Below are 17530 nucleotides of genomic sequence, written 5' to 3'. Positions count from 1 at the left end.
ATAGATTACCGATGTAATCATCAACCGGATTTAACGGGGATAACCTATCTTATTTAGCAGCTATTTCTTTACTGGGCGCTTCCAGCCTTGGATATGCGTTTGCTTAACGCGGCTTAAAACCAGCTCTTTTTCCGCCACGTTTTTCGTTACGGTGGTGCCCGCAGCAATAGTGACACCGTTGCCAATGGTGACTGGGGCCACCAGCTGAGTATCAGACCCCACAAACACATCGTCACCGATAATGGTCTTGAATTTATTGGCGCCATCGTAGTTACAGGTGATCGTACCCGCACCAATGTTCACGTTGTCGCCAATCTCCGCATCGCCTAAATAGGAAAGGTGTCCCGCTTTGGAGCCTTTGCCCAAGCGCGCTTTCTTCATCTCAACGAAGTTGCCAACATGCGCTTTTTCAGCCAAATCCGCACCTGGACGCAGGCGAGCAAATGGCCCCACGGTACATTCCGTCGCTAAAGTAGAGTTTTCAATCACGGTATAAGGGCTAATTTCGCAATCATCGCCGATAACGCAGTCTTTCAGCACACAGCCAGTGCCGATGCGCACGCGATCACCTAGCTTAACGGTGCCTTCGATAATCACGTTAGTATCAATGGAGATATCGCGACCATGGATCAGTTCACCGCGCAGATCGAAACGAGCAGGATCAAGCAGCATCACGCCAGCTAGCAGCAACTTCTGCGCCTGTTCAGATTGATATTCACGCTCTAATGCTGACAGTTGCAGACGGTTATTAACGCCCTCAACCTCACTCAAACGGTCAGGATGAACCGCTTCGATACGGTGACCTTCCTGATGCGCTAACGCGATGATGTCAGTGATGTAATATTCACCCTGCGCGTTATTGTTGTTGAGTTTGCCTAACCAACGCTTTAGATCGCGACCGCTAGCAACCAGAATGCCGGTGTTGATTTCATTGATTTTATGCTGCTCTGCCGTGGCATCTTTGTGTTCAACAATGCCCACAACGTTGTCGTTTTCGCGCACGATGCGGCCATAGCCTGTAGGATTCGCAAGCTTAACGGTCAGCAAACCAATACCACCTTGCGGCTTAGCGGCTAACAAGCGTTGCAGCGTTTCACCGGAAATAAGTGGCACATCGCCGTACAGCATCAACACATCTTCATCATCAGAAAAATGTGGCGCCGCTTGTTGCATCGCATGCCCGGTACCCAGCTGTTCGGCCTGTAATACCCAGTTCAGCGGCTGGTCTGACAGTTTTTCTTTTAACAGATCTCCACCATGGCCATAAACCAGATGCACGTTCTGTGCGCCTAACTTTAAAGCCGTATCGATGACATGCTGAACCATTGGCTTTCCAGCCAGAGGATGAAGCACTTTAGGAAGATCGGAATACATACGAGTACCCTTGCCTGCGGCAAGAATAACAACGCTTAAAGAACTGTTAGACATAAGCAACCTGATTCATTCAAATTGATGGGCAAAGTAAACCTGTTTGGTAACAGAATTACTACATATTTCTCAGCACAAAACTTTCGCAAGCCGCGCTGGCTGCGGAATAGACACATAATAAATAACAGCGGGCAGAATGGGAAAATATGTCTGCGAACAGAGACAAATAATAGGTTAATTGCACAACGTTTAGGCGAGATTTGCTCTGGGGAAAGTCTTATTTTCAGAATAAAAAAAAGCGGCCTTTCAGCCGCTTTTTATTTGGAGTCTGCTTACATCGCTTTCTTGGTCAATTCGATAACGCGAAGTTTCGCGATCGCTTTGGACAATTCCGCTGATGCCTGAGCATAGTCAACATCGCCGTGCGAGTTATTGATGTGTTCTTCCGCTTTACGCTTAGATTCCATCGCTCGCGCCTCGTCGAGGTCTTGACCACGAATGGCGGTATCTGCCAACACGGTTACCGAGCTCGGCTGTACCTCAAGGATACCGCCGGACAGGTAGATGAACTCTTCTTCACCATGCTGTTTAACAATACGCACCATGCCAGGCTTAATGGCAGTAAGCAGCGGGGCGTGACCAGGGAAAACCCCTAGCTCACCTTCACTACCTGTCACCTGGATTTTCTGTACCAGCCCAGAGAACATTTTCTGCTCTGCGCTGACAACGTCCAGATGGTAAGTCATAGCCATATCAACCTCCTCTCAAGGCGTTACAGTTTCTTGGCTTTTTCCACTGCTTCTTCAATGGTGCCAACCATGTAGAACGCCTGCTCTGGCAGATGATCGTAATCACCATCCAGAATGCCTTTGAAACCACGAATGGTATCTTTCAGCGAGACGAACTTGCCCGGAGAACCGGTAAAGACTTCAGCAACGAAGAATGGCTGTGACAGGAAACGTTGGATTTTACGCGCACGAGCAACGACCAGTTTGTCGTCTTCGGACAGTTCGTCCATACCCAGAATCGCGATGATATCTTTCAGCTCCTGATAACGTTGCAGAATAGACTGCACGCCACGTGCCACGTCGTAGTGTTCCTGACCCACAACCAGTGGATCCAGCTGACGGCTGGTGGAATCCAGCGGGTCAACGGCTGGGTAAATACCCAGAGAAGCAATCTGACGGCTCAGTACCACGGTTGCGTCCAAGTGAGCAAAGGTGGTTGCTGGTGATGGGTCAGTCAAGTCATCCGCAGGTACGTAAACGGCCTGAACAGAGGTGATTGAACCCGTTTTGGTCGAGGTGATACGTTCTTGCAGAACACCCATCTCTTCCGCCAGCGTTGGCTGATAACCTACCGCAGAAGGCATACGACCCAACAGTGCAGATACTTCGGTACCGGCCAAGGTATAACGGTAGATGTTATCGATGAACAGCAGTACGTCACGACCTTCGTCACGGAACTTCTCAGCCATAGTCAGACCGGTCAGCGCAACGCGCAGACGGTTTCCTGGTGGCTCGTTCATCTGGCCATAAACCAGTGATACTTTGTCCAATACGTTGGAGTCGGTCATTTCGTGGTAGAAGTCGTTACCCTCACGAGTACGTTCACCCACGCCAGCAAATACAGAGTAACCTGAGTGCTCGATCGCGATGTTACGGATCAGCTCCATCATGTTTACTGTTTTACCAACACCCGCACCACCGAACAGACCAACTTTACCGCCCTTAGCGAACGGACAAATCAGGTCCATTACCTTGATACCAGTTTCCAGCAGTTCTTGCGAGTTAGACAGTTCTTCGTAGCTTGGAGCTTCACGGTGAATAGCCCAGCGATCTTCTTCGCCGATATCACCCTTCATATCAATTGGCTCACCCAGTACGTTCATAATGCGGCCTAAGGTCGCTTTACCTACTGGGACTTCAATCGGGTGCTCCAGGTCAACAACGTCCAGTCCGCGACGCAGACCGTCAGAAGTACCCATAGCGATACAGCGTACAACGCCGCCGCCTAGCTGCTGCTGAACTTCCAGTACCAGTTTAGTGGCACCGCCTTTCACCTCAAGTGCGTTATACACTTTAGGCACGGCATCTTGCGGGAACTCGACGTCCACCACAGCGCCGATAACCTGGATAATCTTTCCAGTAGCCATCTTGAATCCTCTACGTAATTCGTAAAACCTAGCTTAAACCGCGGAGGCTCCACCGACGATCTCGGTGAGCTCTTGGGTAATGCTGGCCTGACGAGCTTTGTTGTATACCAACTGCAGCTCTTTGATCAGGCTACCGCCGTTATCAGTTGCGGCTTTCATCGCAACCATTCGAGCGGCCTGCTCACTGGCCAGGTTTTCCACGACGCCCTGATAAACCTGAGATTCCACATAACGACGCAGCAAGGTATCCAGCAGCGCCTTAGGATCGGGTTCGTACAGGTAATCCCATGATTTCTTCTTCAACTCGCTATCATCAGACGGTGGCAGCGGCAACAGCTGAAGGATCTGAGGTTCTTGAGACATGGTATTGATGAACTTGTTGCTCACCACATACAGTTTGTCCAGACGCCCTTCATCATAAGCCTGCAACATCACTTTTACCGGCCCAATCAATTCAGACAGGGAAGGGTGGTCACCCATACCGGTTACCTGTGCAACGATATTACCGCCCACAGAACCAAAGAAAGATGCTGCTTTGGAACCAATCAGCGCGAGATCAACTTCAACGCTTTTTTCGTTCCAGCTTTTCATATCCGTCAGCAGTTTTTTGAACAGGTTAATGTTCAAGCCACCACACAGACCACGGTCGGTAGAAACCACCAGATACCCCACGCGCTTAACGTCGCGCTCTTCCAGGTACGGGTGTTTATATTCCAGATTACCAAGGGCAAGGTGACCAATCACTTTGCGCATGGTTTCTGCATAAGGACGGCTGGCCGCCATGCGATCCTGCGTTTTACGCATTTTGGAGGCGGCGACCATTTCCATCGCTTTAGTGATCTTTTGCGTGTTTTGGACGCTTGCGATCTTACTACGTATCTCTTTTGCGCCGGCCATCTCTGCTTCTCCTCAAGACCTTACGGCCCGACAGCATTCTTTAACGAAAACCATCAGGCCGTAACGGTATTACCAGGACTGGGTTGCCTTGAAGGTATCGAGGATGCCTTTCAGCTTGCCCTCGATCTCGTCATTGTAAGCACCAGTTTGGTTGATTTGTTGCATCAGGTCAGCGTGCTCACGTTCAACGTAAGCCATCAGAGCAGCTTCAAAGCTGCCGATCTTAGCCAGTTCAACGTCTTCCAGATAGCCACGTTCAGCTGCAAACAGAACCAGAGACTGCTCTGCAACCGACATCGGTGCATACTGTTTCTGTTTCAGTAACTCGGTCACTTTCTGACCGTGGTTCAGCTGTTTACGGGTTGCATCATCCAGATCGGATGCGAACTGAGAGAACGCAGCCAGTTCACGATACTGTGCCAATGCGGTACGAATACCACCGGACAGTTTTTTCATGATCTTGGTCTGAGCAGCACCACCAACACGGGATACAGAGATACCCGGGTTTACCGCAGGACGAATACCGGCGTTAAACAGGTTAGATTCCAAGAAGATCTGACCATCGGTAATCGAAATTACGTTGGTCGGAACGAACGCAGAAACGTCACCCGCCTGAGTTTCAATGATCGGCAGAGCCGTCAGTGAACCGGTAGCGCCTTTTACTTCACCCTTAGTGAAAGCTTCTACGTAATCGGCGTTAACACGCGCAGCACGTTCCAGCAAACGGGAGTGGAGATAGAAGACGTCGCCTGGGAATGCTTCACGACCTGGTGGACGACGAAGCAGCAGGGAAATCTGACGGTAAGCAACCGCTTGTTTAGACAGGTCATCATAAATGATAAGCGAGTCTTCACCACGGTCACGGAAGTATTCGCCCATCGCACAACCGGCATACGGAGCCAGGTATTGCAGCGCAGCAGACTCAGATGCAGATGCAACAACAACAATGGTGTTAGCCAGTGCGCCGTGCTCTTCCAGTTTGCGAACGACGTTTGCGATAGTCGAAGCTTTCTGACCGATAGCGACATAAATACATTTGATGCCGGAATCACGCTGGTTAATGATGGCGTCAACTGCCAGAGCGGTTTTACCGGTCTGACGGTCACCGATCACCAGTTCACGCTGACCACGACCGATTGGGATCATGGCATCAACGGACTTATAACCAGTCTGTACAGGCTGATCAACGGATTGGCGTTCGATAACGCCCGGTGCGATAGCTTCAACGGCAGAGAAGCCGTCGTTGTCTACAGGACCTTTACCATCGATAGGTTCACCCAAGGTGTTAACCACGCGACCTAACAGGCCACGACCAACCGGTACTTCCAGAATACGGCCAGTACACTTAACTTTCATGCCTTCGGCTAAGTCAGCGTATGGACCCATAACTACCGCACCAACAGAGTCGCGCTCTAGGTTCAGTGCGATAGCGTAGCGGTTGCCTGGCAGCGCGATCATCTCGCCCTGCATAACATCCGCCAGACCATGAACACGGATAATACCGTCGCTCACGGACACAATAGTACCTTCGTTGTGAGCTTCGCTCACCACATTGAACTGAGCAATGCGCTGCTTGATCAGTTCGCTGATTTCGGTGGAATTCAGTTGCATGCTCCAGTCCCCTTAAGACTGCAAGACGTCTGCCAAGCGTTCCAGACGACTGCGAATACTGCCGTCGATCACTAGGTCGCCAGCGCGAATAACCACGCCAGCCATGACAGACTTATCAATTTTGCAATTCAGCTTCACTTTACGTGACAGACGTTTTTCCATCGCGGCACTGATTTTATTCAGTTGCTCATCGCTTAAAGTTGCTGCTGAAGTAACTTCCACGTCAACCGTGGCCTCCAGCGCATCGCGCAGCGTATTAAATTGCTGCAACACCTCAGGAAGAACTAATAAACGTCCGTTCTCAGCCATCACTTTAATAAAGTTCTGGCCGGATTCATCGAGCTGATCACCACACAATTCAATGAACAGGTTGGATAATGTTTCCGGTGCTAATGCACCAGAAAGCATTTCAGCCACGTTCTCGTTGCGGGTCACCTCAGCGCAGAACGCTAGCATTTGCTGCCAACGGTCTACGTTCTGGTGCTCAACGGCAAAGTCAAAAGCTGCTTTGGCGTAGGGGCGAGCTACCGTGATAAATTCAGACATCAGCCCCTCCCTCCTTACAGTTCAGCGACCAGTTTATCAACGATGTCGCTGTTAGCAGCTTCATCCACGGAACGTTCGATAATTTTCTCGGCACCAGCAATAGCCAACGTAGCAACTTGCTTACGCAGCTCTTCACGAGCGCGTTTACGTTCTGCGTCGATTTCAGCCTGCGCCTGCGCCACGATTTTGTTACGTTCCTGCTCAGCTTCTACTTTAGCTTCGTCGATGATTTGAGCTTTGCGTTTGTTCGCTTGTTCAATAATCACCTGAGCGTCGGCTTTAGCTTTTTTCAGCTGGTCGGTCGCATTGGCTTGAGCTAAGTCCAAATCTTTCTTCGCACGTTCTGCACTTGAGAGGCCGTCAGCAATTTCTTTTTGACGCTTCTCGATGGCATCCATAATTGGAGGCCATACATACTTCATGCAGAACCATACGAACAAAATGAACGCGATGGCCTGGCCGAGGATTGTTGCGTTAAGATTCACAGCACAATGCCTCTTAAATAGTTAATTGGTATGTGTTTCTTTACGGTAGAAGAGCCAAGGCTCTTTTACGCGACAGCAAACATGACGTACAGACCCAGACCAACAGCGATCATTGGGATAGCATCCACCAGACCCATAACGATAAAGAACTGTGTACGCAGCAGAGGAATCAGGTCAGGTTGGCGTGCAGCGCCTTCCAGGAATTTACCACCCAGGATGCCGATACCGATCGCAGCACCGATTGCCGCTAAACCCATCATCACAGCGGCAGCCATGTACAGCAGATCCATACTCAGGTTTTCCATGACAGTCTCCAGTTTCTTTCAGTTTAAACGCAGTAGTGTTATTAAAAATATCAGTGCTCTTCAGACGCCATCGAGAGATAGACGATCGTCAGAACCATGAAGATAAAGGCTTGCAGCGTAATAATCAGGATGTGGAAGATAGCCCATGGAACATTGAGCACCCACTGTGACCACCACGGCAACAGACCGGCAATCAGGATGAAAATCAGCTCGCCGGCATACATGTTACCGAACAGTCGCAAACCCAGTGAAACCGGCTTAGACAACAGGCTGACGCCTTCCAGAATAAGGTTGATTGGAATAAATACAGGATGATTGAACGGCTGCATGGTCAGTTCTTTAACGAACCCACCGACACCTTTCATCTTAATGCTGTAGAACAGAATCAGGATAAATACGCCCAGCGCCATCGACAACGTAATGTTTACGTCAGCCGTAGGTACAACACGCAGCGCTGGTAAACCAAGGATATGCTCGCCGATGTAAGGCAAGAAATCGATTGGCAGCAAGTCCATCAGGTTCATCAGGAAAACCCAAACAAACACGGTCAGAGCCAGAGGGGCAATAACCTTGCTTTTACCGTGATACATGTCGCGCACGCTGCTATCGACGAAGCCGACAACCAGTTCAACCGCACACTGTAATTTACCCGGAACACCGCTAGTCGCGTTTTTAGCCACTTTGCGGAAGATAACCAAGAAGAGTAGGCCGAGGACAACGGAGAAAAACATTGAGTCAATGTTGATCGACCAGAATCCCGTCCCGATCTGAAGCTGTGTCAGATGGTGACCGATATACTCTTGTGGCGTAGAGATTTCTCCTGCAGACATGATGCCTCTTACCCTTTAAGTAGTTAAGTACGGTAACTGTTTTAATTTAAGGCCGTTTTACAACAGGTCAGCTATTGCGACCTATTATTGCTGGTGCCACGATCTGAACAACCAACACAGCGATATAAGTCAGGCCAAGCGGGAATAACGCCGCCTTAAACCACCCCAGTGACACGATCATAAGAACAATCGTGCTGACGACCTTTAACGCCTCACCAATAGCAAAAGACCATGCTACTCGGCCTCCTGCTGGAGTATGAGCTTGATGACGCAAAGCAAACAGCATGAAAACGACGCTAGGCAACCACGCTGACAAGCCACCGAGAACGGCTGAAAAACCCCAGCTTATCTCTTTAGCTGAAAAGCCGATGCCGAACAGAACAAAAGTCAGTAACTGCAGAGCCAGTAATTTTCGCGCTGCCTTGCCGCTATAAAGCGTTACAGACATGACGTTTGCTCTCTCCGTACCCCTCTGGGGGTATGCTGATTGAGTGACGTAATAAAACTGCCTTTACGAGGCCGAGTCAAGCTAGAAAAACGAGCAAATTATACGGTGCACAACAACAAATTCAATGGATAAGTAGCGAAAAAGTGAATAATAAATTAAATACTTTCACCTTTTAAGGACAATCGCTAAGAATTGTCAGAATACCATATCTCATTGCTTTGTCCGACAATTCCACCGTTACAATATATGAGCGATCACAGATCACAAAAGTAAAAACAGAGAAGTCTTATATACCATGTGGTCTTTACTGTGTTTTAGCTAAATGAGCGCTTTAATTTATTTAAAATCATAAAGTTAAAAATTAAAACTTTAGGCTTCATTTCACACACCAGAAATAAACATATTATTGACAAACTAGACATCTTTAATTGTTTATTTCTACCTTTAATCCAACTAGAAATAACGCATTTAATTCATTCGAATGCTAAACATACAGTGCGTTCGGTAAGAATATCGTCTTTTAATAGCGCTAATTGTGAAATAAAAGTAAAAAAACAAACCCCATCAGGCTAATAATTTAGCTATTCAATGATTAGTTCTCAGCCGTAACTTTTTTAACTTTTTTTGACAAAAGGCAAAATTAGTTTGCCTTAAGAATAACCAAATGCCTTTCACCATCAAGAGTAGGCACATGTAACCGCTCAACGGACACCAGCTCAATGCCCGAAGGTAACTGCGCCAGTTCGTCATCAGGGCGAACCCCCTTCAACGCATAAAAGCGGCCAGTCTCTGCCTTTGGCAAATGGTGACACCAAGAAATCATATCCTGCAGAGAGGCAAATGCGCGACTAATAACGCCGTCAAACGGTGGCTCTGCGGGGAACTCTTCAACTCGGCTTTGTACCGGCTCGATGTTAGTCAGCTTCAGCTCATGCTGTACCTGACGAAGAAAACGCACGCGCTTACCTAAGCTATCGAGGAGAGTAAAATGAGAATCTGGACGAACAATGGCCAGCGGGATCCCAGGAAGACCAGGGCCAGTGCCAACATCAATAAAGCGGTCGCCTTTCAGGAAAGGGTTAACCACGATGCTGTCGAGAATATGGCGAACTAACATCTCTTTAGGATCGCGGACAGAAGTCAGGTTATAGGCCTTATTCCACTTATCCAACAAACCAACATACCCTAATAGCTGTTGTTTTTGCTGATCGGTTAGCGAAATTCCAGCTTTAGCTAGCAGAGTATCGAGTTGTTTTTGCACTGAAGAATCCTCGGTCAAACATGGGCATCAGCCTTAAAAGGCCCAGCCCAGTATGATGCAGTTAAATCGGAACAGAGTGAAGCATAGCAATAAAAAAACCGCACTGTTTGGTGCGGTTTTAGACAGATTTAAGCGCTACGTCGCAGTAAGCCCTGTTTTTTCAGCCAAATCAGCAAAATTGAGATGGCGGCAGGCGTTATTCCAGAAATACGTGATGCCTGACCAATTGAACTTGGTTTGTGATCGTTAAGCTTCGCAATGACTTCATTCGACAGCCCAGAAACCAGCGAATAATCCAAGTCAGCCGGCAACAACGTATTTTCGTTACGCAGGTGTTTTTCAATTTCTTCCTGCTGGCGAGCAATGTAGCCTTCGTATTTCACTTGGATCTCGACCTGTTCAGACGCTTTTTCGTCTTCCAAGCCAGGTGCAAACTGAGCAAGCTTGGTCAGTTTGGCATAATCGATCTCAGGACGACGCAGCAGATCTTCACCGTTAGCTTCACGGGAAAGAGGCGCTTTTAGGATTTCATTCAGCGGAGCAACATGCTCAGAGTTTGGATGAACCCAAATATCACGCAGGCGCTGACGTTCGCGCTCAATATTTTCAAGCTTCTGATTGAAGTGAGCCCAACGTACATCATCAACTAAGCCAAGTTCACGACCGATAGCCGTTAAACGTAAATCAGCGTTGTCTTCACGCAGCATCAAGCGATATTCCGCGCGAGAGGTAAACATGCGATACGGTTCTTTGGTACCCAAAGTGCACAGGTCGTCCACCAGCACGCCAAGATAGGCCTGATCGCGACGCGGTGACCAACCTTCATCTTCGTTAGCAAAGCGTCCCGCATTCAGACCTGCCAATAGCCCCTGAGCGGCAGCCTCTTCATAGCCGGTCGTGCCGTTGATCTGCCCAGCAAAGAACAAACCTTGGATATGTTTGCTTTCCAGCGTTGGTTTCAAATCACGTGGATCGAAGAAATCATACTCAATGGCGTAGCCAGGACGAACAATTCGCGCGTTTTCCATCCCTTCCATTGAGCGAACGATTTGCATCTGAACGTCAAATGGCAAACTGGTTGAAATCCCGTTTGGATAAATTTCGTTGCTGGTTAGTCCTTCAGGCTCCAGGAAGATCTGATGAGCATTACGATCGGCAAAGCGCATAACTTTGTCTTCGATCGATGGGCAATATCGTGGCCCGATCCCTTCGATGATCCCGGCATACATCGGGCTACGATCCAAATTATTACGGATCACATCATGAGTGCGTTCGTTGGTATGCGTGATGTAACACGGCATTTGTTCTGGGTGCTGAGAAGCATTACCCATAAACGAGAATACTGGAGACGGATTATCACCATACTGGGGTGCTAATACGCTGAAATCGATAGTTCTGGCATCAATACGCGGTGGTGTTCCCGTTTTTAGACGGTTAACGCGCAGTGGTAATTCACGTAGACGACGAGAAAGGGCGATAGCAGGAGGATCGCCAGCACGGCCACCGCTGTAATTTTCTAGACCAATGTGGATTTTTCCATCAAGGAAGGTTCCAACGGTCAATACGACGGCCTTAGCACGGAATTTTAAGCCCATTTGGGTTACCGCACCAACCACACGATCGTTCTCGACAATCAGATCTTCAACCGCTTGTTGGAAGATCATCAGGTTGGGCTGGTTTTCCAATGCGGTGCGTACCGCTTGGCGATACAGAACACGGTCTGCCTGAGCGCGAGTAGCTCGAACGGCTGGGCCTTTGCTGCTGTTTAGTATCCTAAACTGAATGCCGCCGTGGTCAATTGCGGTCGCCATTAAGCCGCCTAACGCATCGACTTCTTTAACCAGATGTCCCTTTCCGATACCACCAATCGCCGGGTTACAAGACATTTGTCCAAGCGTATCAATGTTATGCGTTAATAATAAAGTTTGTCGCCCCATTCTAGCGGACGCCATTGCAGCTTCTGTGCCTGCATGGCCACCACCGATAATGATGACGTCAAAGATATCTGGATAAAACATGGTACTGCACCTCGCGAAGACCGGAAGGCTATGAACGATCGTTTTTGCCTTGGGGTGGGGATTCTACTCAAGTTTAGAGGAAGGTCAAACGGGTAGGAGAATCACTAAGTATTAAAAAGATCTTTTTATTTAAGGATCTCTTTATTAGATCTTACTACTAGGATCGCGATCCTCTGTGGATAAGCCTAATTTCAACATTAAGATCAATATCCTATCAAGGATCATTGGTTGTGGATGATCGGTGATCCCATTCCGTATAAGCTGGGATCTAAATGGCACTTTATACACAGGCTGAAAAACGTACTCCGGTTGTTATTGGGATAACTACCGGTTATCAGACCCTTTTAAGCATACTTATCCACATACCGATCGCACAATTTGTACGCTTAATTGATAACTTTGACCCATTTCGTGAGCCAAATCTCAGCGGGATCCTCTGGAATATCGTGTTTGGTAATATCGATCTCCAGCATATCGCCGATCCGCTGAGCGCCAAACGCGATCAAAATACGATCGACAGTTTTGATCCCTCCACAGAAGGTGTCGTATTCACTACTACCGAGACCCATTGCGCCAAAACGAACCTGAGTAAGATCCGGCTGCTGTGTTTCAATCTGTTCGAATAAAGGTTGGAGGTTATCGGGAAGCTCACCAGCACCATGCGTTGACGTCACAACCAGCCAAATACCTTGCATGGGAACTTCATCGAGTTCTGGGCCATGCAGTATCTCTGTGGAATAGCCCTGTTCTTCCAGCTTTTCAGCCAGGTGTTCAGCAACATATTCGGCGCTACCTAAGGTGCTGCCACTGATGAGAGTAATATCAGCCATAATGATCCCAACCTTTATAAAGGCGGCTATTGTACGCCGGGAAAGGGCTGGGATCTACCTGTGGATAATGTGGGTATGAAAGAAAATAACTTAGGGCGTAATATCGCGCATGATGGGATTCTGCAAGGAGATCAGCGTTTCCGTAGATTGGATCTCGTCGATGGTCTGGATCTTGTTGATAAGTACGTGCTGTAGCGCATCAATTGATCGTGTCATGACCTTAATAAAGATGCTGTAGTGCCCCGTCGTGTAATAGGCTTCAACCACTTCTTCTAAACTCTCCAACCGTGCTAATGCAGATGGATAGTCTTTGGCACTTTTTAAAATGATGCCTATAAAGCAGCAAACATCGTAGCCCAGCTTCTTTGGGCTCACCTGTATACAGGCTCCGGTAATAATTCCCGCCTGCTTCATTTTCTCCACGCGAACATGAATGGTGCCTGGACTCACGTTGAAGACTTTGGCTAATTCAGCGTATGGCGTGCGCGCATTTTCCATTAAAGCGTTAAGAATGCCGCGATCGAGATTATCGATCTGGTAAATTTCTGCCAATTTATCACCTCTTTTTTAGCGATTAGTTATTTTTAACGGGTTAAAAATGATGGAATAAAACCTAAAAGGCAATATTTATTGTTGGATATTGAATCTTGATGCCATTCTGTTGCTTAATCTGTTTTAACAAAGACAGGTTAATGTGAGAACGGCAATGAAAAAACAATTTATACAAAAACAACAACAAATCAGCTTCGTGAAATCTTCCTTCTCTCGCCAACTGGAAAAACAGCTTGGTTTAATTGAAGTTCAAGCGCCTATTCTGAGCCGCTTAGGTGATGGTACTCAGGATAACCTGTCTGGCAGTGAAAAAGCGGTACAGGTAAAAGTGAAGACGTTGCCGCAAGATACGTTTGAAGTTGTGCATTCTCTGGCTAAATGGAAACGTAAAACCTTGGGTATGCATGATTTTGGCCCAGGTGAAGGCTTATACACCCACATGAAAGCGCTGCGCCCAGACGAAGACCGTCTGACGCCAATCCACTCGGTTTTCGTTGACCAGTGGGATTGGGAACGCGTTATGGGTGATGGTCAGCGTACGCCAGAGTTTTTAAAAGAAACCGTACGTAAAATTTACGCCGCAATGAAAGCAACTGAAGCAGAAGTTGCCGCTGAATTTGGTATCGAACCTTCTTTGCCAGAAGAGATCCATTTTATCCACAGCGAAACGCTGCTGCGCCGTTTCCCCGATCTGGATGCAAAAGGCCGTGAACGTGCCATTGCGAAAGAATTAGGGGCGGTATTCTTGATTGGTATCGGTGGAAAGCTATCGCACGGCAAAGCGCATGATGTTCGTGCTCCGGACTATGATGACTGGACGTCGATTGGTGAAGAAGGATTTGCTGGTTTGAATGGCGATATCGTGGTGTGGAACCCAGTGTTAGAAGATGCGTTTGAGCTTTCTTCTATGGGCATCCGTGTTGACGCGGAGACGCTGAAGCGCCAGCTGGCATTGACCGACGACGAAGAGCGTATGAAGCTAGAATGGCATCAGTCGCTGGTTCGTGGGGAAATGCCACAGACTATCGGCGGCGGTATTGGTCAGTCTCGCTTGGTGATGCTGATGCTAAAACAGAAGCACATCGGTCAGGTACAGTGCGGTGTTTGGGCACCAGAAGTTCGCGATCAAATTGACTCGCTGCTCTAAGCATTAACGTTTCCAGCGCCGTAACAGGCGCCCTTTGATCCCGGTGTTAAAACGCCAGATATGATCAAAGATCTTCATAATGCCGGGTTTTCCGTGCTCAGACATAGCCACTGCGTGAAAACAGTGGCTATTGTTTTGCTGGAGCTGGCGAACCTGTTTCACCATATCCTCTGGCAGCCGTTGAGCGATAAAATCAGAGATAACCACGGCGTCAGCCTGCTTCCACGCCGATTGTTTCATCATCGCCACGGTGTACGATAAACATTGGGCTAAATCAGTCCCGCCGCGAAAGCGCTGTGATAAAAATCGAATAGCCTGATCGATGCCTGAGTCTGCGGTGAGTTCATACTGCACCACGCTGCTGGAAAACAGCATGATGTAGCAGCGGCGATTGTCGGCAAGTGCCACCCGCAGCAGCGCCAAACAGAATGCTTTGGCACACTGTTCGTTAAACCCGCCCATGGAACCCGATGTATCCACGCAGACGATAAAAGGACCTCGCGGCTGTTGATGGGTTTTTTGATAGGTGATCGGGCGCTGAAATTCTTGCTCACGCCAAACGTCGCCTTGTAGGCGGTAGCTGAGTAGGCGTTTCTCCAGCAATCGACGGTAGAACTCAAACTCCAGCTCTTCCATTCCTAGCATCGAGAGTTCAGTCGGCAGAAGACGTAAAATATCGTCGCTTTGGTGAATCCCGCTGACTTCTTCAGGCATGATGGCGGGCTCACGTACCATGACTCGAGCCACTTCTTGCTCGGTGCTTTGCTTATCTTCAGCGGTTGATGCGCGGCTGCGACCGAGCTGCTCAGCCAGTTTTTTCAATTCAGGCTGCTGAGCTAAGAAATCGCCATATTGCACCATGAGCTGATAATCGCCGTGGTGTAACTCTCCTTTACTTAAGTCCCACAGCTTGCCCGCCGCGTTTTCGTTATCGACTAATACCGGCTCCAGCGCCCCGCTGATTTGCATACGCTGCTGTAACTCGGCTTGTAACAGCTCTCGCTCTTCATCTAATACCTGATGATGAAGCGTTAGGGTGCGGGCGATCAGGCTTAGTCTCCAACGCTGTAAGAACAACGTTTGAAAGCTAATGCTGCGCGGCGTGGCGCCATCGGGGCAAAGTGATTCGGCCTCATAGATAAAAGGCGATTCATGCTCACGTAATATGGCTAGCGTCTCTGTGAGTTGCTGAAAGAAATCTGCGCTTTGAAGCCCTAACTGATGCTGATAAAGCGTGAACTCATGCGCGAGATCCTCCGGTACGGAGGTTTCTTTGATCCTCCTTTCCAGCCGATTGCGCCAGCTTGGGATCTCGCCCTCAAGGATCGAACGTAAGCGTGGGAATTTCTCAAAGAAAACCGCCAGCTGTGGGGCGGCCATCAAACCAATGAGAAAATCCTGCATCAGTTCGTTTTCATTGACCACCAAAAAGGCTTCAACAGCTTCAAGAGTCGGCATATTACGCGCCTCTTAGCGTAGCTTTCAGCGTGCGTAGCTTTTCATCGATGCTCGCTAGACTGGCTTCAATTTGGGCTAGCCAATCGCTGCTTACGAATAGGCAAGGTTGATGAGAGGCAAAAAGGCGTCGCTGCTCGCTCAGCGTATTTTCGATCTGTTGGATTTTCTCCTGTATATCGGCAGGAATATCTCCATTTTTTTTACCTGGCAGCGAAAGCATGGTGGTTTGATAGCTAACATCCCGTATTTGTAGCTGGTGCTTGTCGTCGAGAGTGATATCAATCGGCAAAGCAAAACCAATACCGTTAAGCTTGGCGCGGAATTCCCCGCCTTTTTGCAACCAGCGCGAGAGATCGCCTGAGTCGGTAACGATATGAGTCACCTGCATATCATGAATTTTTAACGGCTTGAACAGCATTAAGGTAACTTTACCGACGGGGAAATCATCCGGCAGAGAGTGCGCCTGTTTACGGTTAAACAGCCCTGTTTTCACCGGTAGCGTCATGGCCTGTTGCTGGCTTTGTTCTTGTTGAGACTGAAGCCAACTCGCTTCAGTTTGTTGTAACTGTAGTAGTAGGCTTTGTTGTTGATAAGCCTGATCGGTCAACATTTGTTGAATCTGCTGGTTAAGCATCTGGCGAGAGGCGAAATCATGCCATAGACAGTCTTTCAGCAAAATCAGGTCAAGCGGGGCCAGTTCGGTGCGGCCGCTAAAGAAAGCACAGGCTTGAAGAAGACGCAGCGCCTTTTTCCAACGACGGTCAGAAATGTAGGGGGCATCGTCTAAGATATTGATTCGTTGTCGCAGTTGATAGATGAGCTCAAAGCAGTGGGTCGAGAGCGCGACTTTGCCGATCTGTGGCTGCCAGGCATGAAACTCTTCGTCTGAAATGCTCAATGCCTCAGGGACTGGGTTTGCGTTCTCATCTTGGCTGCTGGTGATTAGGGCACGGAAGTTCTGCTTCTCTTGCACCTTATCTAGCCATAAACGAATAAGCATACGGTCATAGAGCGCTTCTAAGCTGCTGTCTGACTCAGGTAACTCATTCGATGCAGTGACTAACAGGCGCATTGGAATGGCTTCTTCACTGTCCCCATTTCTAAAACGGCGCTCGTTAATGGCAGTCAGAAGCGTATTCAGGATAGCGGGGCCCGCTTTCCAAATTTCATCTAAGAAAACAATTTCAGCTTCGGGCAAATAGCCGTGGGTTAAGCGTAGGTAACGCCCCTCGTCTTTCAGCGCCTGAATTGATAATGGGCCAAATACTTCTTCTGGGGTGGAGAAGCGGGTCATGAGATATTCAAAAGCGCGTGCATGGCGAAATGCAAATTTTAAACGGCGAGCGATAAGGCTTTTTGCAATCCCCGGAGGGCCGAGTAAAAATACGCTTTCACCGCATAGGGCGGCTAGTAAACAGAGCCGTATGGCCTCTTGTCGTTCGTAAAGTCCATTTTCCAAAGCATGGCTTAATCGCGAAATACGTTCGGCCAATTGGCTAGATTGCGTCATAATAGTCCCATTCATAACAAGGATTGTTTTGTTTTATCGACTTCTTGGAGCGTTGACCAGCTTTATTTCATTGCTTAGCTTGTTGATTTTTTTAAAGCTTTCTAAGCTT

At 48.4% G+C, this 17530-nt stretch carries 17 protein-coding genes; 1 reads left to right on the top strand and 16 read right to left on the bottom strand.

What is annotated here, in order from left to right; translation table 11 throughout:
* Nucleotides 1-60: 60 nt before the first annotated feature.
* The 14 genes from glmU to asnC all read right to left on the bottom strand — a co-directional run bounded on the left by glmU (nt 61) and on the right by asnC (nt 13306).
* Nucleotides 61-1428: a bifunctional UDP-N-acetylglucosamine diphosphorylase/glucosamine-1-phosphate N-acetyltransferase GlmU gene (glmU, locus tag CPY98_RS20705; protein WP_043489953.1), complete on the bottom strand. Its 1368-nt coding sequence runs from the start codon at nt 1426-1428 to the stop codon at nt 61-63.
* Between the two features lie 272 nt (nt 1429-1700).
* Nucleotides 1701-2120 carry a F0F1 ATP synthase subunit epsilon gene (locus CPY98_RS20700; RefSeq protein WP_004093913.1) on the bottom strand — a complete coding sequence of 140 codons (420 nt, stop codon included), beginning with the start codon at nt 2118-2120 and terminating at the stop codon, nt 1701-1703.
* Between the two features lie 20 nt (nt 2121-2140).
* On the bottom strand, nt 2141-3523 hold the full coding sequence (gene atpD, locus CPY98_RS20695; RefSeq protein ID WP_025797384.1) for a F0F1 ATP synthase subunit beta: 1383 nt from the start codon (nt 3521-3523) through the stop codon (nt 2141-2143).
* A 33-nt stretch (nt 3524-3556) separates the two neighbouring features.
* Nucleotides 3557-4420: a F0F1 ATP synthase subunit gamma gene (gene atpG / locus CPY98_RS20690; RefSeq protein ID WP_025797385.1), complete on the bottom strand. Its 864-nt coding sequence runs from the start codon at nt 4418-4420 to the stop codon at nt 3557-3559.
* Nucleotides 4421-4489: 69 nt separating this feature from the next.
* Nucleotides 4490-6031, bottom strand: coding sequence for a F0F1 ATP synthase subunit alpha (gene atpA, locus CPY98_RS20685; RefSeq protein WP_025797387.1), 1542 nt, complete (start codon nt 6029-6031; stop codon nt 4490-4492).
* Nucleotides 6032-6043: 12 nt separating this feature from the next.
* Nucleotides 6044-6577: a F0F1 ATP synthase subunit delta gene (gene atpH, locus CPY98_RS20680; protein ID WP_025797389.1), complete on the bottom strand. Its 534-nt coding sequence runs from the start codon at nt 6575-6577 to the stop codon at nt 6044-6046.
* A 14-nt stretch (nt 6578-6591) separates the two neighbouring features.
* Nucleotides 6592-7062, bottom strand: a complete 471-nt coding sequence (gene atpF / locus CPY98_RS20675) for a F0F1 ATP synthase subunit B (RefSeq protein WP_004093905.1) — start codon at nt 7060-7062, stop codon at nt 6592-6594.
* Between the two features lie 65 nt (nt 7063-7127).
* On the bottom strand, nt 7128-7367 hold the full coding sequence (gene atpE / locus CPY98_RS20670) for a F0F1 ATP synthase subunit C (protein WP_004093904.1): 240 nt from the start codon (nt 7365-7367) through the stop codon (nt 7128-7130).
* Between the two features lie 50 nt (nt 7368-7417).
* Nucleotides 7418-8197 (bottom strand): F0F1 ATP synthase subunit A, encoded by a 780-nt coding sequence (gene atpB, locus CPY98_RS20665; protein ID WP_046459649.1) that lies wholly within the window; start codon nt 8195-8197, stop codon nt 7418-7420.
* A 67-nt stretch (nt 8198-8264) separates the two neighbouring features.
* On the bottom strand, nt 8265-8645 hold the full coding sequence (atpI, locus tag CPY98_RS20660) for a F0F1 ATP synthase subunit I (RefSeq protein WP_025797404.1): 381 nt from the start codon (nt 8643-8645) through the stop codon (nt 8265-8267).
* A gap of 640 nt (nt 8646-9285) precedes the next feature.
* A complete protein-coding gene (gene rsmG / locus CPY98_RS20655) occupies nt 9286-9906 on the bottom strand; it encodes a 16S rRNA (guanine(527)-N(7))-methyltransferase RsmG (RefSeq protein ID WP_043489950.1) in 621 nt (206 codons plus the stop codon).
* A gap of 128 nt (nt 9907-10034) precedes the next feature.
* Nucleotides 10035-11924 (bottom strand): tRNA uridine-5-carboxymethylaminomethyl(34) synthesis enzyme MnmG, encoded by a 1890-nt coding sequence (gene mnmG / locus CPY98_RS20650; RefSeq protein ID WP_043489948.1) that lies wholly within the window; start codon nt 11922-11924, stop codon nt 10035-10037.
* Nucleotides 11925-12310: 386 nt separating this feature from the next.
* Nucleotides 12311-12754: an FMN-binding protein MioC gene (gene mioC / locus CPY98_RS20645; RefSeq protein ID WP_025797409.1), complete on the bottom strand. Its 444-nt coding sequence runs from the start codon at nt 12752-12754 to the stop codon at nt 12311-12313.
* Nucleotides 12755-12844: 90 nt separating this feature from the next.
* Entirely contained in the window at nt 12845-13306 is a 462-nt protein-coding gene (gene asnC / locus CPY98_RS20640; protein ID WP_004093884.1) for a transcriptional regulator AsnC, read from the bottom strand.
* Between the two features lie 154 nt (nt 13307-13460).
* Here asnC and asnA point away from each other — a divergent pair, with 154 nt between their 5' ends.
* Nucleotides 13461-14453 carry an aspartate--ammonia ligase gene (gene asnA / locus CPY98_RS20635; protein ID WP_043489944.1) on the top strand — a complete coding sequence of 331 codons (993 nt, stop codon included), beginning with the start codon at nt 13461-13463 and terminating at the stop codon, nt 14451-14453.
* Between the two features lie 3 nt (nt 14454-14456).
* Here asnA and viaA read toward each other — a convergent pair whose 3' ends face one another.
* Together viaA and ravA are read right to left on the bottom strand one after the other, a co-directional pair.
* Nucleotides 14457-15911 carry an ATPase RavA stimulator ViaA gene (viaA, locus tag CPY98_RS20630; RefSeq protein ID WP_025797414.1) on the bottom strand — a complete coding sequence of 485 codons (1455 nt, stop codon included), beginning with the start codon at nt 15909-15911 and terminating at the stop codon, nt 14457-14459.
* Between the two features lies 1 nt (nt 15912).
* The gene (ravA, locus tag CPY98_RS20625; RefSeq protein ID WP_043489942.1) at nt 15913-17421 is read right to left on the bottom strand and encodes an ATPase RavA; all 1509 of its coding nucleotides are present in this window, start codon (nt 17419-17421) and stop codon (nt 15913-15915) included.
* Nucleotides 17422-17530: the final 109 nt, after the last annotated feature.

Source organism: Hafnia sp. CBA7124 (genome assembly GCF_002355555.1).
Taxonomy (GTDB): domain Bacteria; phylum Pseudomonadota; class Gammaproteobacteria; order Enterobacterales; family Enterobacteriaceae; genus Hafnia; species Hafnia alvei.
Note: the sequence above shows the minus strand (reverse complement) of the source record. Positions and strands in the feature narration are given on the sequence as shown.